The 22,905-nt window shown below is 68.6% G+C and carries 22 protein-coding genes, 1 tRNA gene and 1 other RNA gene; 9 read left to right on the top strand and 15 right to left on the bottom strand.

Going from position 1 to position 22,905, the window contains the following annotated elements; all coding sequences use genetic code 11:
• Positions 1-3: 3 nt before the first annotated feature.
• The 5 genes from G6N47_RS17950 to G6N47_RS17930 form a co-directional block, all read right to left on the bottom strand.
• Positions 4-2,970: a bifunctional [glutamine synthetase] adenylyltransferase/[glutamine synthetase]-adenylyl-L-tyrosine phosphorylase gene (locus G6N47_RS17950; RefSeq protein ID WP_083133365.1), complete on the bottom strand. Its 2,967-nt coding sequence runs from the start codon at positions 2,968-2,970 to the stop codon at positions 4-6.
• 39 nt (positions 2,971-3,009) lie between these two features.
• Positions 3,010-4,350 (bottom strand): type I glutamate--ammonia ligase, encoded by a 1,341-nt coding sequence (gene glnA, locus G6N47_RS17945; protein ID WP_083133282.1) that lies wholly within the window; start codon positions 4,348-4,350, stop codon positions 3,010-3,012.
• 20 nt (positions 4,351-4,370) lie between these two features.
• Positions 4,371-5,900, bottom strand: coding sequence for an alpha/beta hydrolase (locus G6N47_RS17940; protein ID WP_139799634.1), 1,530 nt, complete (start codon positions 5,898-5,900; stop codon positions 4,371-4,373).
• A gap of 72 nt (positions 5,901-5,972) precedes the next feature.
• Complete coding sequence (locus tag G6N47_RS17935; RefSeq protein ID WP_139799629.1) at positions 5,973-7,538, bottom strand: alpha/beta hydrolase; 1,566 nt, start codon at positions 7,536-7,538, stop codon at positions 5,973-5,975.
• Between the two features lie 52 nt (positions 7,539-7,590).
• On the bottom strand, positions 7,591-8,982 hold the full coding sequence (locus G6N47_RS17930) for a WS/DGAT/MGAT family O-acyltransferase (protein WP_083133367.1): 1,392 nt from the start codon (positions 8,980-8,982) through the stop codon (positions 7,591-7,593).
• Between the two features lie 182 nt (positions 8,983-9,164).
• On the opposite strand from G6N47_RS17930, the gene panB reads away from it, so the two are divergent.
• Positions 9,165-10,004: a 3-methyl-2-oxobutanoate hydroxymethyltransferase gene (gene panB / locus G6N47_RS17925; protein WP_083133368.1), complete on the top strand. Its 840-nt coding sequence runs from the start codon at positions 9,165-9,167 to the stop codon at positions 10,002-10,004.
• Positions 10,005-10,035: 31 nt separating this feature from the next.
• Complete coding sequence (locus tag G6N47_RS17920) at positions 10,036-11,487, top strand: CYTH and CHAD domain-containing protein (protein WP_083133284.1); 1,452 nt, start codon at positions 10,036-10,038, stop codon at positions 11,485-11,487.
• A 6-nt stretch (positions 11,488-11,493) separates the two neighbouring features.
• Here G6N47_RS17920 and rnpB read toward each other — a convergent pair.
• An RNA gene (gene rnpB / locus G6N47_RS17915) (RNase P RNA component class A) lies at positions 11,494-11,892 on the bottom strand.
• Between the two features lie 42 nt (positions 11,893-11,934).
• Here rnpB and G6N47_RS17910 point away from each other — a divergent pair.
• Positions 11,935-12,651 carry a 2OG-Fe(II) oxygenase gene (locus G6N47_RS17910; RefSeq protein ID WP_179966395.1) on the top strand — a complete coding sequence of 239 codons (717 nt, stop codon included), beginning with the start codon at positions 11,935-11,937 and terminating at the stop codon, positions 12,649-12,651.
• A 4-nt stretch (positions 12,652-12,655) separates the two neighbouring features.
• On the opposite strand, the gene G6N47_RS17905 is transcribed toward G6N47_RS17910, so the two are convergent.
• Genes G6N47_RS17905 through cobC form a run of 4 tightly spaced genes read right to left on the bottom strand, consistent with a single transcriptional unit; the run spans position 12,656 to position 16,621 of the window.
• Positions 12,656-13,738 carry a bifunctional RNase H/acid phosphatase gene (locus tag G6N47_RS17905; RefSeq protein ID WP_083133285.1) on the bottom strand — a complete coding sequence of 361 codons (1,083 nt, stop codon included), beginning with the start codon at positions 13,736-13,738 and terminating at the stop codon, positions 12,656-12,658.
• Positions 13,735-14,469, bottom strand: coding sequence for a zinc ribbon domain-containing protein (locus G6N47_RS17900; protein ID WP_083133286.1), 735 nt, complete (start codon positions 14,467-14,469; stop codon positions 13,735-13,737). Before G6N47_RS17900 ends, G6N47_RS17905 begins: the two co-directional genes overlap by 4 nt.
• A complete protein-coding gene (locus G6N47_RS17895; protein WP_083133287.1) occupies positions 14,466-15,593 on the bottom strand; it encodes a Nif3-like dinuclear metal center hexameric protein in 1,128 nt (375 codons plus the stop codon). The genes G6N47_RS17900 and G6N47_RS17895 overlap by 4 nt, the downstream gene beginning before the upstream one ends.
• The gene (gene cobC / locus G6N47_RS17890) at positions 15,590-16,621 is read right to left on the bottom strand and encodes an Rv2231c family pyridoxal phosphate-dependent protein CobC (protein ID WP_083133288.1); all 1,032 of its coding nucleotides are present in this window, start codon (positions 16,619-16,621) and stop codon (positions 15,590-15,592) included. The genes G6N47_RS17895 and cobC overlap by 4 nt, the downstream gene beginning before the upstream one ends.
• A gap of 81 nt (positions 16,622-16,702) precedes the next feature.
• On the opposite strand from cobC, the gene G6N47_RS17885 reads away from it, so the two are divergent.
• Genes G6N47_RS17885 through G6N47_RS17875 form a run of 3 tightly spaced genes read left to right on the top strand, consistent with a single transcriptional unit; the run spans position 16,703 to position 18,598 of the window.
• Positions 16,703-17,329, top strand: coding sequence for an HAD-IA family hydrolase (locus G6N47_RS17885; protein ID WP_083133289.1), 627 nt, complete (start codon positions 16,703-16,705; stop codon positions 17,327-17,329).
• The gene (locus tag G6N47_RS17880; RefSeq protein WP_083133290.1) at positions 17,322-17,810 is read left to right on the top strand and encodes a low molecular weight protein-tyrosine-phosphatase; all 489 of its coding nucleotides are present in this window, start codon (positions 17,322-17,324) and stop codon (positions 17,808-17,810) included. Before G6N47_RS17885 ends, G6N47_RS17880 begins: the two co-directional genes overlap by 8 nt.
• Positions 17,810-18,598: an SURF1 family cytochrome oxidase biogenesis protein gene (locus G6N47_RS17875; RefSeq protein WP_083133291.1), complete on the top strand. Its 789-nt coding sequence runs from the start codon at positions 17,810-17,812 to the stop codon at positions 18,596-18,598. Before G6N47_RS17880 ends, G6N47_RS17875 begins: the two co-directional genes overlap by 1 nt.
• On the opposite strand, the gene G6N47_RS17870 is transcribed toward G6N47_RS17875, so the two are convergent.
• Entirely contained in the window at positions 18,570-19,508 is a 939-nt protein-coding gene (locus G6N47_RS17870) for a cobalamin biosynthesis protein (RefSeq protein ID WP_083133292.1), read from the bottom strand. The genes G6N47_RS17875 and G6N47_RS17870 overlap by 29 nt on opposite strands.
• Positions 19,509-19,543: 35 nt before the next feature.
• Here G6N47_RS17870 and G6N47_RS17865 point away from each other — a divergent pair, with 35 nt between their 5' ends.
• Positions 19,544-20,350: an oxygenase MpaB family protein gene (locus tag G6N47_RS17865; protein ID WP_083133293.1), complete on the top strand. Its 807-nt coding sequence runs from the start codon at positions 19,544-19,546 to the stop codon at positions 20,348-20,350.
• Between the two features lie 3 nt (positions 20,351-20,353).
• Here the strand turns inward: G6N47_RS17865 and G6N47_RS17860 are convergent, their stop codons facing one another.
• Positions 20,354-20,497, bottom strand: a complete 144-nt coding sequence (locus G6N47_RS17860; protein ID WP_163659677.1) for a hypothetical protein — start codon at positions 20,495-20,497, stop codon at positions 20,354-20,356.
• Positions 20,498-20,601: 104 nt separating this feature from the next.
• Between G6N47_RS17860 and G6N47_RS17855 the strand changes: the two genes are divergently transcribed.
• Both G6N47_RS17855 and G6N47_RS17850 read left to right on the top strand, forming a co-directional pair.
• Positions 20,602-20,997 (top strand): VOC family protein, encoded by a 396-nt coding sequence (locus G6N47_RS17855; protein ID WP_083133294.1) that lies wholly within the window; start codon positions 20,602-20,604, stop codon positions 20,995-20,997.
• Positions 20,998-21,043: 46 nt separating this feature from the next.
• The gene (locus G6N47_RS17850) at positions 21,044-21,727 is read left to right on the top strand and encodes a cutinase family protein (protein ID WP_179966394.1); all 684 of its coding nucleotides are present in this window, start codon (positions 21,044-21,046) and stop codon (positions 21,725-21,727) included.
• A 46-nt stretch (positions 21,728-21,773) separates the two neighbouring features.
• Here G6N47_RS17850 and G6N47_RS17845 read toward each other — a convergent pair.
• The 3 genes from G6N47_RS17845 to G6N47_RS17835 all read right to left on the bottom strand — a co-directional run bounded on the left by G6N47_RS17845 (position 21,774) and on the right by G6N47_RS17835 (position 22,855).
• Positions 21,774-21,845, bottom strand: a tRNA-Val gene (locus G6N47_RS17845).
• A gap of 129 nt (positions 21,846-21,974) precedes the next feature.
• Positions 21,975-22,436: a peroxiredoxin gene (locus G6N47_RS17840; protein ID WP_083133295.1), complete on the bottom strand. Its 462-nt coding sequence runs from the start codon at positions 22,434-22,436 to the stop codon at positions 21,975-21,977.
• Positions 22,436-22,855 (bottom strand): DUF3052 domain-containing protein, encoded by a 420-nt coding sequence (locus tag G6N47_RS17835; RefSeq protein ID WP_083133296.1) that lies wholly within the window; start codon positions 22,853-22,855, stop codon positions 22,436-22,438. Before G6N47_RS17835 ends, G6N47_RS17840 begins: the two co-directional genes overlap by 1 nt.
• Positions 22,856-22,905: the final 50 nt, after the last annotated feature.

The following is a 22,905-nucleotide window of genomic DNA, read 5'->3' as shown; positions in this document are numbered from 1 at the left end:
CCCCTAATCTCCGAAAACCTTGCGCACCACCGCTTTTGCGCGACGCGTCACCCGCAGGTAGTTGTCCAGGAACTCGCCGCCGTCGCCGTTAGCCCAACCCGCGGCCACCGCGACCGCGTTGAGTTGGCGCCCGGGTCCCGGCAGCTGGTCGGTGGGCTTGCCGCGCACCAGCACCAGCGCGTTGCGGGCCCGGGTCGCTGTCAGCCATGCCTGTCGGAGCAGCTCCACCTCGTCGGCGGCGATCAGTTCCGCCGCGGCAATGGCGTCCAGGCTTTCGAGCGTCGACGTGTTGTGCAGCGCGGGGACCGCGTGCGCATGCCGCAGCTGCAGCAACTGCACGGTCCATTCGATGTCGGCCAATCCCCCGCGCCCCAGCTTGGTGTGGGTGTTGGGATCGGCGCCGCGCGGCAACCGCTCGGCGTCGACGCGCGCCTTCATCCGCCGGATTTCGCGCACCGCCTCGGCCGACACTCCCCCGTCGGGGTACCGGGTTTTGTCGGCCATCAAGAGGAATCGCCGGCCCAGTTCGGCGTCGCCGGCCACGGCATGCGCACGCAGCAGGGCCTGCACCTCCCACGGCTGCGCCCACTGCTCGTAGTAGGCGGCATACGAGGCCAGCGTGCGCACCAGGGGACCGTTGCGTCCCTCCGGGCGCAGATTGGCGTCGACCTCCAGCGGCGGATCGGCGCTGGGCGTGCCCAGCAGAGCCCGGACACCCTCTGCCACCGACACCGACCAGCGCACCGCGGCCGAATCCTCCACGCCGGCAGCCGGTTCGCAGACGAACATCACGTCGGCGTCCGAGCCGTAGCCCAATTCGCGGCCACCCAGCCGGCCCATCCCGATCACGGCAATCTTGGCGGGGGCCCGACCATCCGCGGGAATATTCGCGCGGATCACCGCGTCCAGTGCGGCCTGCAGCACCGCCACCCACACCGACGTGAGCGCGGCGCACACGTCGGTCACCTCGAGCATGCCGAGCAGGTCCGCAGAGGCGACGCGGGCCAGCTCACGCCGGCGCAGGCTACGTGCGGCGGCGATGGCGCGAACCGGGTCCGCGTGCCGGCTCGCCGAGGCCACCAGCGCGCCGGCGACCGCGTCGGGATCGGTTTCCAGCAGCTTCGGTCCCGACGGTCCGTCGCCGTAGGACTGAATGACCTCCGGCGCGCGCATCAGCAGATCCGGCACATAGGCCGAAGTGCCCAGCACACGCATCAGCCGCTTGGCCACCGCGCTGCTGTCCCGCAGCGTCGACAGATACCAGCGCTGCGGCGCCATTGCCTCGGACAGCCGGCGGTAGGACAGCAAGCCCCCGTCGGGGTCCGGTGTGCCCGACAGCCAGTCCAGCAACTTGGGCAGCAGTACCGACTGCACCCGGCCGCGACGCCCGCTCTGGTTGATCAACGCCGACAAATGCGTCAGCGCGCTCTGCGGCCCGTCGTAGCCGAGCGCGGCCAGCTGACGCTCGGCGGCTTCCGGCGTCATGCCGTGGGAGAACTCCAGGCCCGCCGGGCTGATCGATTCCAGCAGCGGCTGGTAGAACAGCTTGGCGTGCAACCGTGAGACTCGCACGTTGTGGCGCTTGAGTTCTTCGCGCAGCACACCCAGCGCGTCGCGGCGCCCGTCGGGCAGGATGTGGGCCGCTCGGGCCAGCCAGCGCAGCGCCTCATCGTCTTCGAGGGCCGGCAGCATGTGGGTGCGCTTGAGCCGCTGCAACTGCAGCCGGTGTTCGAGCAACCGAAGGAACTCGTACGAGGCGGTCAGATTCGCCGCGTCGTCGCGACCGACGTAGCCGCCGCGCCCCAGCGCGGCCAGCGCATCCACTGTCGACGCAACGTGCAGCGACTCGTCGCTGCGGCCATGCACCAGCTGCAGCAGCTGCACCGCGAACTCCACGTCGCGCAGGCCGCCGCTGCCGAGTTTGATCTCGCGGCTGCGCACGTCGGCCGGCACCAGCTGCTCGACGCGCCGCCGCATCGCCTGCACCTCGTCGACGAAATCCTCACGCTCGCAAGCACTCCACACCATCGGCATCAACGCCGCTATGTAGCGCTCCCCCAATTCGGGGTCGCCGGCGGCGGGCCGGGCCTTGAGCAGTGCCTGGAACTCCCACGTCTTGGCCCAGCGCTGGTAGTAGGCGATATGTGAGTCGAGGGTGCGGACCAGCTCACCGTGCCGACCCTCCGGGCGCAGGTTGGCGTCCACCTCGAAGAAGGCTTCCGACGCCACCCGCATCATCTCGCCGGCAACCCGGGTGCTCACCGCCTCGGCGCGCTCGGCAACAAAGATCACGTCGACGTCGCTGACGTAGTTCAGTTCGCGGGCACCGCATTTGCCCATTGCGATGACCGCCAGCAGCGGCGGCATGTCGTCGCCGCACACCGTCCGCTCGGCGACGGACAGCGCCGCGGCCAGCGCGGCGTCGGCCATGTCGGCCAGATGAGCGCCGACCGCGGTGAACGGCAACACCGGCTCGTCCTCGACGGCCGGCGCCAGGTCGAGAGCGGCCAGCACCAGCAGCCGATCGCGGTACAGCGTGCGCAACTCGTCGATGCTTTCGCCGCTTGAGGTTTCGAGGAAGGTTTGGCGTAGCTGCTCGGCCGACGGCAGTGTGACCTCGCCCTGCAGCAGGCGCCAGGACTGCGGATGGGCGACCAGGTGGTCCCCCAACGCCAGCGACGAGCCCAGCACACCCAGCAGCCGGCCGCGTAACCCGCGATCGGTCAGCAGCGCGGTGTTGAGCTCATCCCATCCGTCGCCGAGCGCCTCGGCCAGCCGGATTATCGCGCTCAGCGCGGCGTCGGCATCCGGCGCGCGCGACAGCGACCACAGCAAGTCGATGTGGTCTTGATCCTCTTCGCTGTCCCAGCCCAGTTGCGCCAGGTGGGCGCTCGCGCGGGGGTCGACCAACCCGAGCCGGCCGACGCTGGGCAATTTCGGGCGCTGCGTGGCGGGTTGGCTCACGACCACGACGGTATCGCACGGCGCCGGGCCGACCGCCGCCAAGGATTACAGCGAGAGATACGTCTTGAGCTCGAACGGCGTGACGTGGCTGCGGTAGTTGGCCCACTCCCGGCGCTTGTTGCGCAGGAAGAAGTCGAATACGTGCTCCCCCAACGCTTCAGCGACCAACTCGGAGCTCTCCATGGCTCGCAGCGCACTGTCCAGGCTCGACGGCAACTCCCGGTAGCCCATCGCGCGGCGCTCCTCGGCCGTCAGGTCCCACACGTTGTCCTCGGCCTGCGGGCCCAGCGCGTAACCCTTTTCCACGCCGCGCAGCCCGGCGGCCAGCAGCACCGCGAAGGTCAGGTAGGGGTTGCACGCTGAGTCGGGGCTGCGCACCTCGATGCGCCGCGACGACGTCTTGTGCGGGCTGTACATCGGAATCCGTACCAGCGCCGACCGGTTGGCCGCTCCCCAGGACGCGGCGGTGGGCGCCTCGCCGCCGTGCACCAGCCGCTTGTAGGAGTTGACCCATTGGTTGGTGACCGCGCTGATCTCGCTGGCGTGCTCGAGGATCCCGGCGATGAACGACTTCGCGACATCCGACAGTTGCAGCGGGTCGTCGGGGCTGTGGAAGGCGTTGACCTCACCTTCGAACAGGCTCATGTGGGTGTGCATCGCCGAGCCGGGGAACTGCCCGAACGGCTTGGGCATGAACGATGCCCGCACGCCCTCCTCCAGCGCGACTTCCTTGATCAGGTAACGGAACGTCATCACGTTGTCGGCCATCGACAGCGCGTCGGCGAAGCGAAGGTCGATCTCTTGCTGACCCGGCGCGCCTTCGTGGTGGGTGAACTCCACCGAGATGCCCATGGATTCGAGCGCTTCGACGACCCGGCGACGGAAGTTCGACGCGGAGTCGTGAATGGCTTGGTCGAAGTAGCCGGCGTCGTCGGCCGGGACGGGCGGCCGCCCGTCGTCGGGACCGGGTTGCAGCAGGAAGAATTCGATCTCGGGGTGCACGTAGCAGGAAAAGCCGAGCTCGTTGGCTTTGCCGAGCTGACGGCGCAGCACGTGCCGCGGGTCCGCCCACGACGGCGAGCCGTCGGGCATGGTGATGTCGCAGAACATTCGGGCCGAGTGGTGATGTCCGGTGCTGGTGGTCCAGGGCAGCACCTGGAAGGTCGACGGGTCGGGATGGGCAACCATGTCGGCTTCCGAAACCCGGGCGAACCCCTCGATCGAGGAACCGTCGAAGCCGATGCCCTCCTCGAAGGCGCCCTCGAGTTCGGCCGGAGCGATCGCGACCGACTTGAGGAAACCGAGCACGTCGGTGAACCACAGCCGGACGAATCGGATGTCCCGTTCCTCCAGCGTGCGGAGCACGAATTCCTTCTGTCGATCCATGATGCGAAGCGTATCGCGTCTTAGCACTGCAGGCTGCCCGGAGACACCCCGTCGACGAAATAACGCGTGACTGCGGTGTCCACGCAGCGGTTGCCGTTCAACACGGCGGTGTGCTGGGTGCCGTTATAGCTGATCAGCGGGGCGCCGAGCTGGCGGGCCAGGTTGACCCCGGACTGATACGGCGTGGCGGGGTCGTGGGTGGTCGAGACGACGACGACCTTGCCCGCCCCCACCGGCGCGGCCGGATGCGGCGACGACGTGGCCGGTGCCGGCCACAGTGCGCACAAGTCGCGTGGCGCGTACCCGGTGAACTGCCCGTAGGACAGGAACGGCGCGACCTGCCGGATCCGGCGGTCGGCGTCCACCCACGAGGCCGCATCGGTCGGCGACGGCGCATCGACGCAGCGGACCGCGTTGAACGCGTCCTGGGAGTTGTCGTAGTGGCCGTCGTCGTCGCGCCCGTTGTAGTCGTCGGCCAGCATCAGCAGGTCACCGGCGTCGGTGCCGTGCTGCAGACCCAGCAGCCCGCTGGTCAGGTATTTCCAATGCTGCGGGGCGTAGAGCGCGTTGATGGTGCCGGTGGTGGCGTCGGCGTAGCTCAGGCCGCGCGGGTCCGCCGTCTTGCCCGGCTTGCCGACGAGCGGGTCGACCAGCTGGTGGTAGCGGGCGACCCACTTGGCCGGGTCGGTGCCCAGGGGGCAGGCCGGCGAGCGGGCGCAGTCGGCCGCGTAGTCGTTGAACGCGGTTTGGAAGCCGGCTTCCTGGTTGACGTTCTCGTCGATCGGCCCGACGGTGGGGTCGATGGCGCCGTCGAGCACCATCGACCGAACATGGTTGCCGAACCGCTCGACGTAGGCCGTGCCCAGCTCGGTGCCGTAGCTGAAGCCCAGGTAGTTGATCTGCTCGTCGCCCAGCGCCTGCCGGACCACATCCATGTCGCGCGCCACTAACTCGGTTCCGACGTTCCGCAGAAACGCTGCGCCCATCCGGTCGGCGCATTGCTGGGCCAGCTGCCGGTAGATCTGCTCGATGTGGGCCACCCCGGCGGGGCTGTAGTCGACCATCGGTTCGCGGCGGTAAGCGTCGAATTCGGCGTCGGTGCGGCAGCGCAGCGTCGGGGTGGAGTGGCCGACCCCGCGCGGGTCGAACCCCACGAGGTCGAAGCGGCGGGCGAGCTCGCTGTCCGCCAGAGCGGCGCCCATGCCGGCCACGGTGTCGACGGCCGACGCTCCCGGACCGCCCGGATTCACCAAGAGCGAGCCGAGCCGCGGGCCGCTTGCCGGAATGCGAATCACTGCGAGCTGAACGTGGGCGCCGCCGGGTGCGCTGTAGTCGACGGGCACCGCGACCGTGGTGCAACGCGCGGTGGGGATGTCGCTGACGTCCTCCACGAACTGGCCGCAGCTGCCCCAGGTCGCCGCCGCCGGTCGGGGTGCCTGCCCGGCATCGGGCTCGGGGGTGGCGTACACCGGCGCGACGGCAAGCGCCTGCAGCAAGGCGAACGAAAACAGCGCAGAGCTCAGCCGTCTCATGCGCCACATGGCCAGCAATCGTCGCATGCCTCGGTCACGCGCAGCGCGGCCGTAAGGTCACACGTTGGTCTCGTTATTTGGGGCGAGCCCTTAGCATTTCGCGCCCTGGGGCGGCGTGGTGCCCTTGATCAGATAGTCCGTCGCGTAGTCGTCGATGCAGGCGTTGCCCTGGAAAACCACCGTGTGCTGGGTCCCGTCGAAGGTGAGCAGGGCGCCATGCAGCTGCTTGGCGAGGTCGACACCGGCCTTGTACGGCGTCGCCGGGTCGTGGGTGGTCGACACCACCACAGTCGGCGGCAGGCCCGGCGCGGAAATGGAGTGCGGTTTGCTCGTCGGCGGCACCGGCCAAAACGCACAGGTGCCCAGCGGCGCGTCGCCGGTGAACTTGCCGTAGCTCATGAACGGCGCGATCTCGCGGGAGCGGCGGTCCTCGTCGATGACCTTGGCGCGATCCTTGACCGGCGGCTGGTCGACGCAGTTGATCGCCACCCGCGCGTCGCTGGCGTTGGTGTAGTGGCCGTGCGAATCCCGGCGCATGTACATGTCGGCCAGCGCCAGCAGTGTGTCGCCCCGATGGCTTTCCAGCTCGGTCAGGCCGGTGGTCAGATGGTGCCACAGGGTCGGCGAGTACAACGCCATGATGGTGCCGACGATGGCGTCGCTGTAACTGAGGCCGCGCGGGTCTTTGGTGTGCGCCGGCCTGCTCTTCATCGGATTGGCCGGATCGACAAGCGGATTCACCAGGTTGTGGTAGACGTCGACCGCTTTGGCCGGGTCGGTGCCCAGCGGACAATTCGGGGCCTTGGCGCATTCGGCGGCGTAGTCGTTGAATGCGTCCTGAAAACCCTTGGCTTGCCGCAAATCTGCCTCGATCGGGTCCGCGTTGGGGTCGACGGCCCCGTCCAGGATCATCGCCCGCACGTTCTGCGGGTAGGCCTCGGCGTAGGCCGACCCGATCCGCGTGCCATACGAGTAGCCCAGGTAGGTCAGCTTGTCGTCGCCCAACGCGTCGCGGATCGCGTCCAGATCGCGTGCGACGTTGACGGTTCCGACGTTCGCCAGGAACTTCTTGCCCATCTTGTCGATACAACGCTGCACGAACTGCTTGGTCTCGTCTTCGATGTGCGCCACGCCCGCCGGGCTGTAATCCACCTGAGGTTCGGTGCGCAACCGGTCGTTGTCGGCGTCGGAGTTGCACCAGATTGCCGGACGCGACGACGCCACTCCGCGCGGGTCGAAGCCGACCAGGTCGAACCGCTCGCGGACCTGGGGCGGCAGCGACTGCATGAGGCCCACGGCCGCCTCGATCCCGGATTCACCCGGGCCGCCGGGATTGATCACCAGCGAGCCGATCTTGTCGCCGGTCGCCGGGAATCGCATCATTGCCAGCGTCGTGGCGTCACCGTCGAGGTGGTCGTAGTCGACCGGCACGGCGATCTTGCCGCATTGCGCGCCGGCTGGCAGCTTGACCGAGGTGCCACCGGAGACCCGGCACTGTCCCCACTCCAGCGGCTGACCGATTTTCGGCCCGGCCATCCGCGGGCGGCCGCCGACGACGTGTGTGCAGCTCGCCACGGTGAGCACGATCGCGGCCAATGCGGTCCAGATCAACGTCGTGCGCGCGATCGCGTCGCGGCGAGGCAGGCCCATGTCCACCTATGCTGCCATGCACCGACGCCGGGTCCTCGCTACGGGACTGCGGCACCGGCTACCGGGTCGCGAGAAGCAGTTCTTCCATCCCGACGACAAAGTCGTCGGCCAATTCCCACAAGTCCGGCACCAGCTCCGGGCAGGCGATCAATCCGGCGTCCAGCTTGCCGTTTAGCGACATGACGGTGATGTTGAGCCCCGAGCCGTGGAATATCGGGCCCAGCGGATACATCGCCTTGACCTCGCAGCCCAGCAGGTACAGCGGCATCTGCGGGCCGGGAACATTGGACACCACCAGGTTGTGCACCGGGCGGCTGCGGGTCAGTCGGGTCTTGGCATAGGCCCGCATCGCCAGGCCGAACACCGCCGGCGCGGCGAACTGCGACCAGTCCTGCAAGAGCGTGGCGCTGATCGCCGAACTGTGTTGTTTGGCAACCGAATTCGCCTCAGCGATGGCCTTGATGCGTTCGGCCGGATCGGCGATGTGCGTTTGCAGACTGGAGAACATCCCGGAAACCTGGTTGCGGCCGGGCCGGTCGGACCTGCCGTGCACCGACACCGGCACCATCGCCACCAACGACGACTCGGGCAATTCGCCGCGGTCAAGCAGAAATTGGCGCAGCACCCCGGACACCAACGCCATCACCACGTCGTTGACTTTGACGTTGAAGTGGTCCTTGACCTTCTTGATGTCCCCGAGATCCAGCTGCGCGTAGGCGATGTTGCGGTGCGCGGTGATGCTGGCGTTGAAGGTGGTTCGCGGTGCCGCGAATGGCCGTGCCATCGCCTGGCCACTGCGCGCCCGCGCCACCGTCTTCACCACCGAGGCCGCCGTGTTGGGCAACACGTTGGCCAGGTGCAGTGGGCGCGTCGCGAACTTCGCCAGCCCGCTCACTGCGATCTGCACCGAGTTGGCGCCGCCGACGCCGTCCACCGGTTCCGGTGGCGGCGCGTCGGCTTCGGTGCTGCAGAGCTGCGACATCAGGTTCGCGCCGGTCACGCCGTCGACGCAGGCGTGGTGGACCTTGGTCATCAAGGCCAGCCGGCCGTTCTGCTGGGCATCGGTGCCCGCGACGCCCTCGATGACCCACATCTCCCACAAGGGTCGGCTGCGGTCCAGCGGCAGGGCCGCGATGTGACCGCAGATCTCGGACAGTTCGATCCGGCCGCCTGGCGGCGGCAGCCCGATGCGATGCAGATGCCGGCTGATGTCGAAGGTGTCGTCGTCGACCCAGACGGGGTGGTCGAGGTTGAACGCACTGTCGGCCAGCTTCTCGCGGAACTGCGGCATCGCCTTGATCCGGACCGCCAATTCGTCGCGCAGCCGGTCGAAGCTGTAACCGCCCGGCATCGTCGAGGTGTCGAGCTCCAGGATCGAGCACACATGCAACGGCTGGGAGGGCGTTTCCAGGTACAGAAAACTGGCGTCGAGTCCGCTGAGCCGCTGCATGCGCAGATGGTATGCCCGGCGCCGCTCGATGGTTGGGGAATCGCTCATGGATCCGATGTGAGCAACTCAACTGCTCTTGCTATGTATCCGCGATGCCAGAGATGGCAGACTGGCAAGGTCAGACGAACCCGGGGACCCGGCAGGGCCACGAGGATCGACCCGACGAATCACTAGGGACAATGATGTCTGAGCACGCTGTTTACGGTGGCGCGTCCGGTGCCGCGCCGCGAGCCAAGACCCGCATCCACCACCTGCAGAAGATGAAGGCCGAGGGCCACAAGTGGGCCATGCTGACGGCCTACGACTACTCCACCGCACGGATTTTCGACGACGCCGGCATTCCGGTACTGCTGGTCGGTGACTCCGCCGCCAATGTCGTCTACGGCTACGACAGCACGGTGCCCATCAGCATCGACGAGCTGATCCCGCTGGTCCGCGGCGTGGTGCGGGGCGCGCCCCACGCGCTGGTGGTCGCGGACCTGCCGTTCGGCAGCTACGAGGCAGACCCCACCGCGGCGCTGGCCAGCGCCACTCGGTTCATGAAGGAAGCCGGTGCGCACGCGGTCAAACTCGAAGGCGGCGAGCGGGTCGCCGAGCAAATCGCGACGCTCACCGCGGCCGGCATCCCCGTGATGGCGCACATCGGCTTTACCCCGCAAAGCGTCAACACCCTTGGCGGTTTTCGGGTGCAAGGCCGCGGCGACGCCGCCGAACAGACCATCGCCGACGCGATCGCGGTCGCCGAAGCCGGTGCGTTCGCCGTGGTGATGGAGATGGTGCCGGCCGAGTTGGCCACCCAGATCACCGGCAAGTTGACCATCCCGACTGTCGGGATCGGGGCCGGGCCCAACTGCGACGCCCAGGTGCTGGTCTGGCAGGACATGGCCGGGCTCACCAGCGGCAAGACGGCCCGCTTCGTCAAGCGGTTCGGCGATGTCGGAGGCGAATTACGCCGTGCTGCAACGCAATACGCACAAGAGGTGGCCGGCGGCGTTTTTCCCGCCGACGAGCACAGTTTCTGACCGGTCCGCCGAGCGCATAGGCTAGCGCGACATGCCGGTGAAGGCCCCCAGCACGTCGCGCCAGGTGGAGGTGGAGCGCAAGTTCGACGTCGCCGAGTCGACGTTGCCGCCGTCGTTCGGTGCCATCCCGGTGATCGGCCGGATCGAAAAGCGACCACCGCAGACGCTGGACGCCCAGTATTTCGATACGCCCGACCATGACCTTGCGTCGCATCGAATCACGTTGCGCCGCCGCACCGGCGGCACCGACGCCGGATGGCATCTGAAATTGCCGGCCGGCCCCGACGCGCGCACCGAGGTTCGGGCGCCGCTGAGCGACACGGTGCCCGACGACTTGCGAGACGTGGTGCTGGCCATCGTGCGGGATCGCCCGCTGCGGCCGGTGGCGCGAATCACGACGCACCGGGAAGTCCAGCTGCTGTCCGGCGCCGACGGCGAGCCGCTGGCCGAGTTCTGCGACGACCGCGTCACCGCATCGTCGGACGATCTCTGCAGCGAACAGCGTTGGCGCGAATGGGAACTCGAACTAGCGGGATCCGACACGAAACTGCTGGACTTGCTAAGCGCCCGGCTGATTGACGCCGGAGCAACACCGGCGCGGCATGCGTCGAAGTTGGCGCGGGTGCTCGATGGGCACGACGGGCAGCAGCTACCCGCCGATCCGCTGCGGCGGGCAGTGGCCGAGCAGGTCGAGCAGTTGATTGTCTGGGATCGCGCCGTGCGCGCCGACGTCGACGACGCCGTGCACCAGATGCGGGTGGCGACCCGCAAGATTCGCAGCCTGTTGCGGGCCTCGCCGGAGTCGTTCGGGGTGTCCGACGACACGTCGGTGCTCGACCAGCTGCGCGAGCTGGCTGCCGTACTGGGCGAAGCCCGCGACGCCGAGGTGTTGGCGGAACGTTACCGGGCGGCGCTCGACCGGCTGCCGCCTGAGTTGGTGCGCGGACGCGTCCGGGAACGTCTGGTCGACGACGCGTCGGACCGCTACCGGGCGGGGCTGCGGCGGTCGTTGGAGGCGATGCGCTCGCCGCAATACTTCCGGCTGCTCGACGCACTGGAGGCGTTGGTTGCCGAACCCGCGGCGACCGGCCCCGGCCAGAAGCCGGCGGTCGACGCCGGCTATCGACGAGTACGCAAAGCAGCCAAGACCGCGGCGAAGACGCCCGAGGAGGGCCGCGATGCGGCGTTGCACCGGATCCGCAAGCGCGCCAAGCGACTTCGGTACACAGCGACCGCCGTCGGCGTGTCGAAGGTGGCGCGACGGGCGGAGGCGATTCAGTCCTTGCTCGGCGAGCACCAGGACAGCGTGGTCAGCCGAATACATTTGCAGCAACAGGCCGATGCCGCGAGCGCGGCCGGCGAGGACACCTTCACCTACGGCCTGCTGTATCAGCAGGAAGCCGATTTGGCCGACAGTTGTCGTCGGCAATTGCCCAAGGCGCTGCACAAACTCGACAAGGCGGTGCGCAAGAAACTGCGCTAGTCGAGGCGGACGAGTTGGCCTGTAAGCCGGATTCTGTACCGCGCCACCATCGCTGACGGCGCGGCGGCGACCATCCATCTGGACACACCGTCACCGGGTGCCTCGAGCGGCCTACCCGCAGGCTCGGGCGAGCAACCCTCGGACGCCTGCGCGACCGCACCGAAGTGCGGTCTTCTTGGCCTTGCTTCGGGTGGGGTTTGCCGAGCCATCCCGGTCACCCGGAATGCTGGTGCGCTCTTACCGCACCGTTTCACCCTTACCACCGCGAAGGTGGCGGTCTGTTTTCTGTGGCACTTTCCCGCGGGTCACCCCGGGTTGCCGTTAGCAACCACCCTGCTCTGTGAAGTCCGGACTTTCCTCGACTCGACTGGCGAGCCAGCGAGCCGCGGCCGCCCGGCCAACTCGTCCGCGCTACTACCGTACTCGCTCGCCTGGCATACTGCACTGATGCCGCCGACCCGGTGGGAACAGCGCGTCGACGCCGGCGACTGGGAGGGCATCGCCGCCGCGGTCGACGACTACGGCGGCGCGCTGCTGCCGAAACTGCTGACCCGCGCCGAGGCGCTGCGGCTGCGCAGCCTCTACGACCGGGATCACCTGTTCCGCAAGACCATCGACATGCGGCAACACCGCTACGGCGCCGGGCAGTACCGCTATTTCCACGAGCCGTACCCCGAGCCGATCGAGCAGCTCAAACAGGCGCTGTATCCGCGGCTGCTGCCGATCGCCCGCGACTGGAGCGCCAGGCTCGGCAGGGAGGCGCCGTGGCCGGACAGCCTGGACGATTGGCTGGCAATGTGCCACGCCGCCGGTCAGACCAGGCCGACGGCTCTCATGCTGAAATACGGGACCGACGACTGGAACGCCCTGCACCGAGACCTCTACGGCGACTTGGTGTTTCCACTGCAGGTGGTGATCAACCTGTCCGACCCGGAGACCGACTACACCGGCGGCGAGTTTCTGTTGGTCGAGCAACGGCCGCGGGCGCAGTCCCGCGGCACCGCGATCCAGCTGCCGCAAGGCCACGGCTTTGTGTTCACCACCCGCGACCGCCCGGTGCGCTCCACCCGCGGCTGGTCGGCATCACCGGTGCGCCATGGTCTTTCGGTGGTCCGCTCCGGTGAACGCTACGCCCTCGGTCTGATCTTTCACGACGCCGCCTGACGCGCTACAGATACGCCGTCTGGTTCACCAAACGAACCGACGACGCGCCGTCGGGATAGAACTCGGCGATGGAGAGCGACCCCAGATCCAGATGCAGCCGATACAGGATCGAGGGCCCGGCGTCGAGGGCGATCCGCAGCAGCATCTTGATCGGCGTCACATGCGACACCACCAGCACGGTAGTAGCGCCGTGCTCCTCGACGATGCGGTCGCGCGCCCGCACGACCCGCCGGTGCACCGAATCGAAGCTCTCTCCGCCCGGCGGCATGGTGCTGGTGTCGCGCAGCCAGCGCCGATGTAACTCCGGATCGCGTTCGGCCGCTTCGGAAAACGTCAGTCCCTCCCAGGCGCCGAAATCGGTCTCGACCAAATCGTCGTCGACGGTCACATCCAGCCCCAGCGCCTTGGCCGCCGTCGTCGCGGTGTCATAGCAGCGCTGCAGCGGCGAGCTGATCACGGCGGCGATTCCGCCGCGCTGCGCCAGGTACCGCGCCGCCGCGTCGGCTTGGCGCCAGCCCAGATCGGTGAGCGCGGGGTTGCCGCGTCCGGAGTAGCGCCGCTCGACGGACAGCTCGGTCTGGCCGTGCCGCAACAGCAGCAGCCGAGTGGCGGCACCGCGAGCGCCGGTCCAGCCGGGTGCCGTCGCAGGTTCGGTTTCGGTTGCAGCCGCGCCGGATTCGATCTCCGCCGCGGCGTCCATCGCTTCGTTGGCCAACCGGTCGGCGTAGGAGTTCTGCGCGCGCGGCACCCAGGAATAACTGATCGTCACGAACCGCGACGCCAGTGCGCGCGCCGTCGCATGCAGTTGCGCCAGGTCGGGGTGCTTGACCTGCCAGCGCCCCGACATCTGCTCGACCACCAGCTTGGAGTCCATCGAAACAGCGACGTCGGTGGCGCCCAGTTTCGCGGCCTCCTCCAAACCCGCGATCAGCCCGCGGTATTCGGCGACGTTGTTGGTGGCCCGGCCGATTGCCTGCTTGCTTTCGGCCAGCACGGTGGCACGGTCGGCCGTCCACACCACCGACCCGTACCCGGCCGGGCCGGGGTTGCCGCGTGATCCGCCGTCGGCTTCGACGATGACCTTCACTGGTCGAAACCCTTGACCCGCAACAGGATTGCACCGCATTCCGGGCAGCGCAGCACGTCGTCGTCGGCGGCCGTGGCGATCCGGGACAGCTCGCCGCGGTCGATCTCGAGACGGCAGGCGCCGCAGCGGCGGCCTTGCAGCGGCCCGGCCCCCGGGCCGCCGCGAGCACGCTGCCGTTCGTAGAGCGCGACCAGCTCGGGGTCCAGTGCCGCCGTCAGCTCCTCGCGCCGCGTCGAGCGCTGGCAGCGGGTCTGGTCGATTTCGGCAAGCGCGTTGTCGAGAGCCTGCTGAGCGGCGCTCAATTCGGCTTGCAACCCGTCGATTGCGGCCAGCTCGGCGTCCTGCCGGGCCTGCAGCTCCTCACGGCGCTCCATGACCTCTAGCAGCGAATCCTCGAGGCTGGACTGGCGGCGCTGCAGCGTTTCCAGCTCGTGCTGCAGTTCGGACAGTTGCTTGGCGTCTGCCACGGATCCCAGCAGCGCGCGGTCACGGTCCTCGCGCTGGCGCACCGCGTCGATCTCCGATTCGAATCGTGCGACCTGAGCGTCCAAGTCCTCCAGTGCAATTCGCAGCGCCGCCAGCCGGTCGTTGGCTGCGCCGTGGTCGGTCTGTATCCGCTCGTAGTCCTGCTGTTCGGGCAGGTGAGCGGCCCGATGCGTCAGACGAGCCAGCTCGGCGTCCAACTCGGCCAACTCGAGCAGCGAACGTTGTTGCGCTACCGCAGCTTTCATGTCTGGTTGCTCCCGACGTTCCAGGGATCGGTGCGGATGGGGCACACCCGTACCCGCAAAGCATTCTCAAAAGCCGACCGCAAGACCTCGGCCGCCTGCTCACACCACGGGAATTCAGTGGCCCAGTGCGCGACGTCGATCAGCGCGACGTCGGAGGCGCGACGGTGTTCGTCGGCCGGATGGTGGCGCAGGTCGGAAGTGACATAGGCCTGCACGCCGGCCGCGGCCACGGCGTCCAGCAGCGAGTCGCCGGCGCCACCGCACACCGCGACCCGCGACACCGGCATGTCGGGGTCGCCGGCGGCGCGCACTCCCCACGACGTCGTCGGCAGGCCGCCGTTGACGCGGGAGACGAAGGCGCGCAGCGGTTCCGGCGCAGGCAGCGTGCCGATGCGGCCCAAGCCGACGTCGGTGGGCGGTGCCGCCAGCGCGACGATGTCGAACGCGGGTTCCTCGTAGGGATGGGCGGCGCGCATGGCGGCGAGCACGTCGCGGCGGGCCCGCGCCGGCGCGACGACCTCGACCCGGTCCTCGACGACCCGCTCGACGGCGCCCACGCTGCCGATGGCGGGCGTTGCCGCATCGCCCGGCAAGAACTGGCCGGTGCCGGTGACGCTCCAACTGCACTGCGAATACTCGCCGATGACACCGGCGCCCGCCGCAAAGACCGCCCCCCGCACCGCGTCCGCGTTTTCCGGCGGCACGAAGATCACCCACTTGTCCAGATCGGTCGCTACGGGCAGCGGCTCCAACACCGCCTCGACGGTCAACCCGAGTGCCTGTGCCAGCGCGTCGGACACACCCGGCGACGCCGAGTCGGCGTTGGTGTGCGCGGTGAACAGCGAACGGCCGGACCGGATCAGCCGGTGAATCAGCGCGCCCTTCGCGGTGCTGGCGGCCACGGTGTCCACCCCGCGCAACAGCAGCGGATGATGAGCCAGCAGCAGACCGCCGTCGGGAACCTCGTCGACCACGGCGGCGGTGGCGTCGACCGCCACCGTCACCGACTCCAACACATCGTGGGGGTCGCCGCACACCAGCCCGACCGAATCCCACGACTGGGCGAGCCGCGGCGGGTACGCCTCGTCGAGCACGCCGATGACGTCGGCAAGTCGCACGCTCACGGCAACACCTCGGCAAGAGCCTCGACCAGCACCGGCCACTCTGGGCGCACCGCGGCCCGGAGGTAGCGTCCGTCCAGCCCGATGAACGTGTCGCATCGGCGAACAGCAATCCCCTTGGCGTGCAACTGCTTTCGTGCCAGCTCCGCGTCGGGAACGGTGAACAGCACAAAAGGCGCGCGGCCGTCGACCACCTCGAGACCCAACGACGCCAACCCCGCCACCATCTCCGCGCGCAACGCCCCCAGCTGCTCAGCACCCGCCGCGGCGTCAGCCACAGCGTCCGGCGCACAACAGGCGGCGATCGCCGTCAACTGCAGAGTGCCCAGCGGCCAGTGTGGCCGCGAACACCCCAGCCGCGCAAGCACATCGGGCGCCCCAAGCGCGTAACCCACCCGCAGCCCGGCCAGCGACCAGCTCTTGGTCAGGCTGCGCAGCACCACCACATCGGGCAGCGATTCCCCTGCCAGCGACTCCGGTTCGCCGGGAACCGAATCGGCGAACGCCTCGTCGACCACCACGATCCGGCCGGGCCGGCGCAGCGCAAGGATCTGCTCACGCGCATGCAGCACCGCGGTCGGGTTGGTCGGGTTGCCCACCACAACCAGATCGGCGTCGTCGGGCGCCTGCAACCCGGCCAGCCCGAACGGCGGCTCCAGCACGACGTTTCGCACCGGGATGCCGGCGGCGCTCAGGGCCGCCTGCGGCTCGGTGAACGAGGGCGCAATGATCGCGGCTAGCTTCGGGCGCAGGTTCGGCAGCAGCGCGAACCCCTCGGCCGCGCCGGCCAGCGGCATTACCTCGTCGGCGGCCCGGCCGTGACGCGCTGCGACGGCCGCGGCCGCGGCACGCTCGTCGGCAACCGCCGGGTAGCGGGCCAGGTCGGGCAGCCGGGCGGCCAGCCGCTCGACCAGCCAAGCCGGCGGCCGGATGTCGCGGACATTGACGGCGAAATCGAGCATCCCGGGTTCGGCGGCCTGATCGCCGTGGTAGCGCGCCGCCGCAAGCGGGGTCGGGTCCGGACTCGCCACGCTTGAAACACTAACGGTCCTGCCGAGGGTGCAGGTGAGCGCGTCGGAGACAATGGGACCGTGCCAGCCAGCCCTCCGCAGATGGTGATCTTCGACCTCGACGGGACCCTCACCGATTCCGCAGCCGGGATCGTGTCCAGCTTCCGCCACGCGCTGCGCCACGTCGGCGCGGCCGTGCCCGACGGCGACCTGGCCGGCCGGATCGTCGGCCCGCCGATGCACCACACCCTGGCCGGCATGGGGCTCGGCGAGCACACCGACGCCGCGATCGCGGCCTACCGCGCCGACTACACCGCCCGCGGCTGGGCGATGAACAGCGTGTTCGACGGAATGGTGCCGCTGTTGGCGGACCTGCGCGCCGCCGGTGTGCGGCTGGCGGTGGCCACCTCCAAGGCCGAGCCGACGGCGCGGCGCATCCTGGCCCACTTCGGGCTCGACGGGCATTTCGAAGTCGTCGCCGGCGCCAGCGTCGACGGCTCACGCAGCAGCAAGGCCGATGTGCTGGCTCATGCGCTGGCGCAGCTGGCGCCGCTGCCCGAGCGGGTGCTGATGGTCGGGGACCGGGCGCACGACGTCGACGGCGCCGCCGCGCACGGCATCGACGCGGTAGTGGTGGGCTGGGGCTATGGGCAGTCCGACTTCGCCGAGGACGCCGACGTGCTGCGCGTCGCGACCGTCGCCGAATTGCGGAGGGCCCTGGGTGTCTGATCGGCAGTTGCACATCACGTTCGTGTGCACCGGCAACATCTGCCGGTCGCCGATGGCGGAAAAGATGTTCGCCCACCAGATCACGCAGCGGGGCCTCGACGACGTCGTGCGGGTCACCAGCGCCGGAACCGCCGGCTGGCACATCGGCAAGGCCGCCGACGAGCGCACCAACCGCGTGCTGCGCGCGCACGGCTACCCCACCGACCACTGCGCCGCCCAGGTCGATCTCGATCATCTCAACGCCGACCTGGTGGTGGCGCTGGCCCGCAACCACGTGTGGCTGCTGCGGCAATTGGGCGTCGACGCCGACCGCATCCGCATGCTGCGGTCGTTCGACCCGAGCTCGGGTGCCTATGCCCTTGACGTCGACGACCCGTACTACGGCGACCACGACGACTTCGAGGCGGCGTTCGCCGCCATCGAGGCGGCCCTGCCCGGCCTGCACAAGTGGGTCGACGAGCAGCTGAACGGCCGGCGGTAATGCGACGGCTGGCGTTCTTGCTGCGGCCGGGCTGGCTGGCGCTGGCGGTGGTGGTGATCGCGTTCACCTACCTGTGTTTTTCCGTGCTGGCGCCGTGGCAGCTGGGTAAGAACAGCAAGACGTCGCGGGAGAACAACCAGATCGCAGCGTCGCTGAACACCGCGCCTGTCGAGTTGAAAACCCTGTTGCCCCAGCAGGATTCGTCGGCGCCGCAGGCGCAGTGGCGTCGGGTGACCGCGACCGGGCATTACCTGCCGGACGTGCAGGTGCTGGCCCGGTTGCGGGTGGTCGACGGCGATCCGGCGTTCGAGGTGCTGGCGCCGTTCGTCGTCGACGGCGGTCCCACCGCGCTGGTCGACCGCGGCTACGTGCGGCCCGAGCAGGGTTCGCGGGTGCCGCCGATCCCGCCGCCGCCCGCCGAGACGGTGAGCATCACGGCAAGGCTGCGCGACTCCGAGCAGCCGGTGCCCGGCAAGGAACCATTCACCAAAGACGGTGTGCAGCAGGTGTATTCCATCGATGTCAGCCAGATCGCACAGCTGACCGGAGTGCCGCTCGCCGGGTCGTATCTGCAGTTGGTGGACAACCAGCCCGGCGGGCTGGGCGTGCTGGGGGTGCCGCATCTGGATGCCGGGCCGTTTTTGTCGTATGGCATCCAGTGGATCTCGTTCGGCATCGCCGCGCCGATACTGCTGGGCTACTTCGTCTACGCGGAGGTCCGCGCCCGCCGCGCCGAGAAGACGGCGCCGGCCGACAAGCTCACCGACCGGTACGGGCGGCGGCGATAACAACCGCCAAAACCGCGAGTTGCGCTGCCAGTGAAAGCCGCACCGCGCGGCGCAGGTCGGCCACCGTCGGGACCTGCCCGTCGCCGAGGGTGGGCCGGATCTGCAGCCCGTAGTGGTATTGCGTTGGTCCGCCGAGGCGTATCCCCAGCGCTCCGGCGAACGCCGCCTCGACGACACCGGCATTCGGGCTGGGATGGCGGGCGGCGTCGCGGCGCCACACCCGCAGCGCACCCGACGGCGACCCACCGACGGCCGGGGCGCACAGCGCGATCAGCGCCGCGGTCACCCGCGCGGCCACGTAGTTGACTGCGTCATCCAAACGTGCTGCGGCCCAACCGAATCGGTTGTAGTGCGGCGAACGGTGGCCGATCATCGAGTCCAGCGTGTTGATGCCGCGGTACACCAGCACGCCAGGCACTCCCCCGACGACGGCCCACAGCAACGGCGCCACCTGCGCATCGGACGTGTTCTCGGCAACCGACTCCACCGCCGCGCGGGCCAACCCGGCGGCGTCGAGCAGCTCCGGGTCGCGGCCACACAGCGACGGCACCAGCCGCCGGGCCCCGTCAATGTCGTCGCGGCTCAACAGCTCCGCCATCGCCGATCCGGTGCGGGCGAGCGACGTGCCGCCCAGCGAGATCCAGGTGGCCGCTCCGGTTACGGCGACCGACCACAGTGGGCCACGCCGCCCGGCGCAGCGCTGCACCGTCACACCGAAAAGGCCCAGCGCGCCCACGAGCATGCCGACGTGCAATGCACCGGCGGCCCGGGAATCGCGGTAGGTGAACCGCTCCAATGCCGCGGCCATTGCGCCGAACCCCGCGACGGGGTGGCCGCGCCTCGGGTCGCCGAGCACCAAATCGGCCAGGTAGCCCGCCAGCACACCCACCAGTCGGGTCCGCCCAAACACCCCGGCAGCCTCTCATACGTGGTCTACTCGGGTTCATGAAGCGATCACGTGTCGCCGACCTGCTGAACCCCGCGGCGACGCTGCTGCCCGCCGCGAACGTGATCATGCAGCTGTCGTTGCCCGGCGTGGGCTACGGCGTCCTGGAAAGCCCGGTCGAGTCCGGCAACGTCTACAATCATCCGTTCAAGCGGGCCCGTACCACCGGCACCTATCTGGCCGTTGCCACCATCGGGACGGAACAAGACCGCGAACTGATCCGCGCGGCCGTCGACACCGCGCACCGGCAAGTGCGCTCCCGACCGTCAAGCCCGGTGTCCTACAACGCCTTTGACCCGCGGCTGCAGATGTGGGTGGCCGCCTGCCTGTACCGCTATTTCGTCGACCAGCACGAGTTTTTGCACGGCCCGCTCGACGACGCCAGCGCCGACGCCGTCTATCACGACGCCAAGCGGCTGGGCACCACGCTGCAGGTGCGTGACGGCATGTGGCCGCCGGACCGGGTCGCGTTCGACGAGTACTGGAAGCGGACCCTCGACGAGCTGCACATCGATCCCCCGGTGCGCGAGCACCTTCGCGGGGTGGCGTCGATGGTGTTTCTGCCGTGGCCACTGCGCATGCTGGGCCGGTTCAACCTGTTCGCCACGACGGGTTTTCTGGCCCCCGAGTTCCGGGCGATGATGCAGCTGGACTGGTCGCAATCCCAGCAGCGCCGGTTCGAGTGGCTGCTCAGGGCGCTGCGGTTGGCCGACCGGCTGATTCCGCACCCGGTTTGGATATTCGGCTATCGACTTTATCTGTGGGACATGCGATTCCGCGCCCGGCGCGGCTGGCGAATCGTGTAACTCTTAGCCGAACATCACGAGCAGCACCATGGCAATCATGCACAGCACCGCCGTCCAGAACCACGGCTGCAGCAAGATGCGCTCGTTGGTTTCCTCGGTCTTGCGGGGACGGGTCGTTGTACGTTCGGGCGTCAACTGTGAAGTCATACTAACTATCGTGACCGATTAGCCGACCTTAGTAAATGTGTTGCTGACCTCATCAACGCGAATTTGCGATCCAGGTCACATTGCCTACAGAGAGGCGGAACGAAATGGCATTCCCTGCGCTCAACCACGTCGCGATCACCGTGCGCGACGTCAAGGTCAGCGGGCCGTGGTATCGGCGACTATTCGGCTCGGACCCAGTGCTCGACGAGCACACCCCCGGCGGCTTCCGGCATCTGGTGTGGCTGCTCGACGGTGGCACGCTGTTCGGAATTCATCAGCATGAGCGTTCCGCACCCGACGAGCGATTCAGCGAGTTCCGCGTCGGCCTCGACCATGTCGGCTTCGGCTGCGCCAACCGCGCCGAGCTGGAGACGTGGATGACGCGGCTGGGCGAACTCGGCATCCAGCACGGCGGGATCGTGGACGCCGGCTATGGCTCGGGCCTGAGCTTTCGCGATCCCGACGGGATCGCGCTGGAGTTCTTCGCGCCCCCGGGTTGACCGGGAAGGGGATCCCATAGCCGCCGCGATATGTCAGCATTTGCACGTGAACCGAAGGCAAATCGCTGGTGCCGCGGCAGTCACCACCTTGGTGGCGCTGCTCAGCGCACCGGTCGACGTTGCTCCGGCATCCGCTGCTGCCTGTCCCGACGTCGAGGTGACGTTCGCGCGCGCGACCACCGAGCCGCCTGGTGTCGGCGGGGTCGGACAGGCATTTATCGACGCACTGCGCCCACAGGTCGGCGGGAGATCCGTCGGGGTATATCCGGTCAGCTACCCCGCCACTGACGACTGGGCCCCATCCGCGTCCGCCGGGGCCAGCGATGCGAGCGCTCACGTCCAGTCCATGGCGGCAAACTGCCCCAACACCAGGCTGGTGCTCGGTGGATATTCCCAAGGCGCGATGGTGATAGACCTGATCACCATCGCCCAATTTCCGGTTGCGGGCTTTGTCCCTGCATCGCTGCCGGCGGACGTGGCCGATCACGTGGCCGCGTTAGCCGTCTTCGGAAATCCTTCGGACAGGTATCTGGGCGCGCCGATAGACGCGATCAGCCCGTGGTATGGCGCCAAGGCCATTGACTTGTGCGCGCCCGGCGATCCGATTTGCACGCCGGGCGGGGCCCTGGCACCGCCGACGCCAGAAGAGCAGTTCTCCCCGGCGCACCTTTCCTATCAGCAATCCGGGATGCCCAGTCAGGCTGCGGCTTTCGTCGCGAATCACCTCTAGTCCAGGTGTAGGAGCTGACCTGCACTTACACGCCGGATTTACCGAGTGGGCGCGGACGGGATCGAACCGCCGACCGCTGGTGTGTAAAACCAGAGCTCTACCACTGAGCTACGCGCCCGTGCCGCGCACGCTACACGGCTGGGCCCTGGCGCCCAAAACGCGCCAAACCGGCGACGAGAGTGCATGTTTGTACGCGCCGGGCGTCGTGTCGGAGTACAAACACGCACGCTCGGGCGAGGTGCCCAAGTCACGCCTTGAGTGCCGCGAGCGCGTCGGTCCACAGCCGCTGATCGCGAGTCTCGCCCGGCTGCTTCATCTCCGCGAACCGGATGATCCCGGACCGGTCGACGACGAAGGTGCCCCGGTTGGAGTAGCCGGCGTTCTCGTTGAACACGCCGTAGGCCTGGCTGACCGCGCCGTGCGGCCAAAAGTCCGACAACACCGGGAACAGGAAACCGCTTCCGGCGGCCCACACCTTGTGGGTGGGCGGCGGACCCACCGAGATCGCCAGCGCCACGCTGTCGTCGTTCTCGAAGTCGGGCAGGTGATCACGTAGCTGGTCGAGCTCGCCCTGGCAGATCCCGGTGAAGGCCAGCGGGAAGAACACCAGCAAAACGTTTTTCTCGCCGCGGTAGTCGGACAGGGTGACCGGCTGCTGGTTCTGGTCACGCAGGGTGAAATCCGGTGCCTCGGTTCCGACACTGAGCATCAGCGCCGACCCGCCCGTGACTTGGGCTGGACCAACCGGCTCGCGCTCCAGTCACCCAGGCTCACCGACGACGTCGGCATCAGGCCGGCGGTGGGCGCCGACTCGGCGATCTCGGCGGGCAGCACGTGCCCGGGCCTGCCGGTCTTGGGAGTCAGCACCCAGATCACGCCGTCGTCGGCCAGCGGGGTGATCGCGTCCATCAAGGTGTCCACCAGATCTCCGTCGCCGTCGCGCCACCACAACAGCACGACGTCGACTACCTCGTCGGTGTCTTCGTCGAGCAGTTCGCTCCCACAGGCTTCTTCGACGTCGGCGCGGATGTCGTCGTCGGTGTCCTCATCCCAGCCCCACTCCTGGACAACTTGGCCTTTCTGGATGCCCAGTTTGCGGGCGTAGCTCGGGGCGTCCGCCGCCACCACCGTGCGCCTCCTTAGTCTTGTGCATCAACACGCCGTGCGATGCGCACTAT

It is taken from the genome of Mycobacterium branderi (assembly GCF_010728725.1).
Taxonomy (GTDB): Bacteria; Actinomycetota; Actinomycetes; order Mycobacteriales; family Mycobacteriaceae; genus Mycobacterium; species Mycobacterium branderi.
Note: the sequence above shows the minus strand (reverse complement) of the source record. Positions and strands in the feature narration are given on the sequence as shown.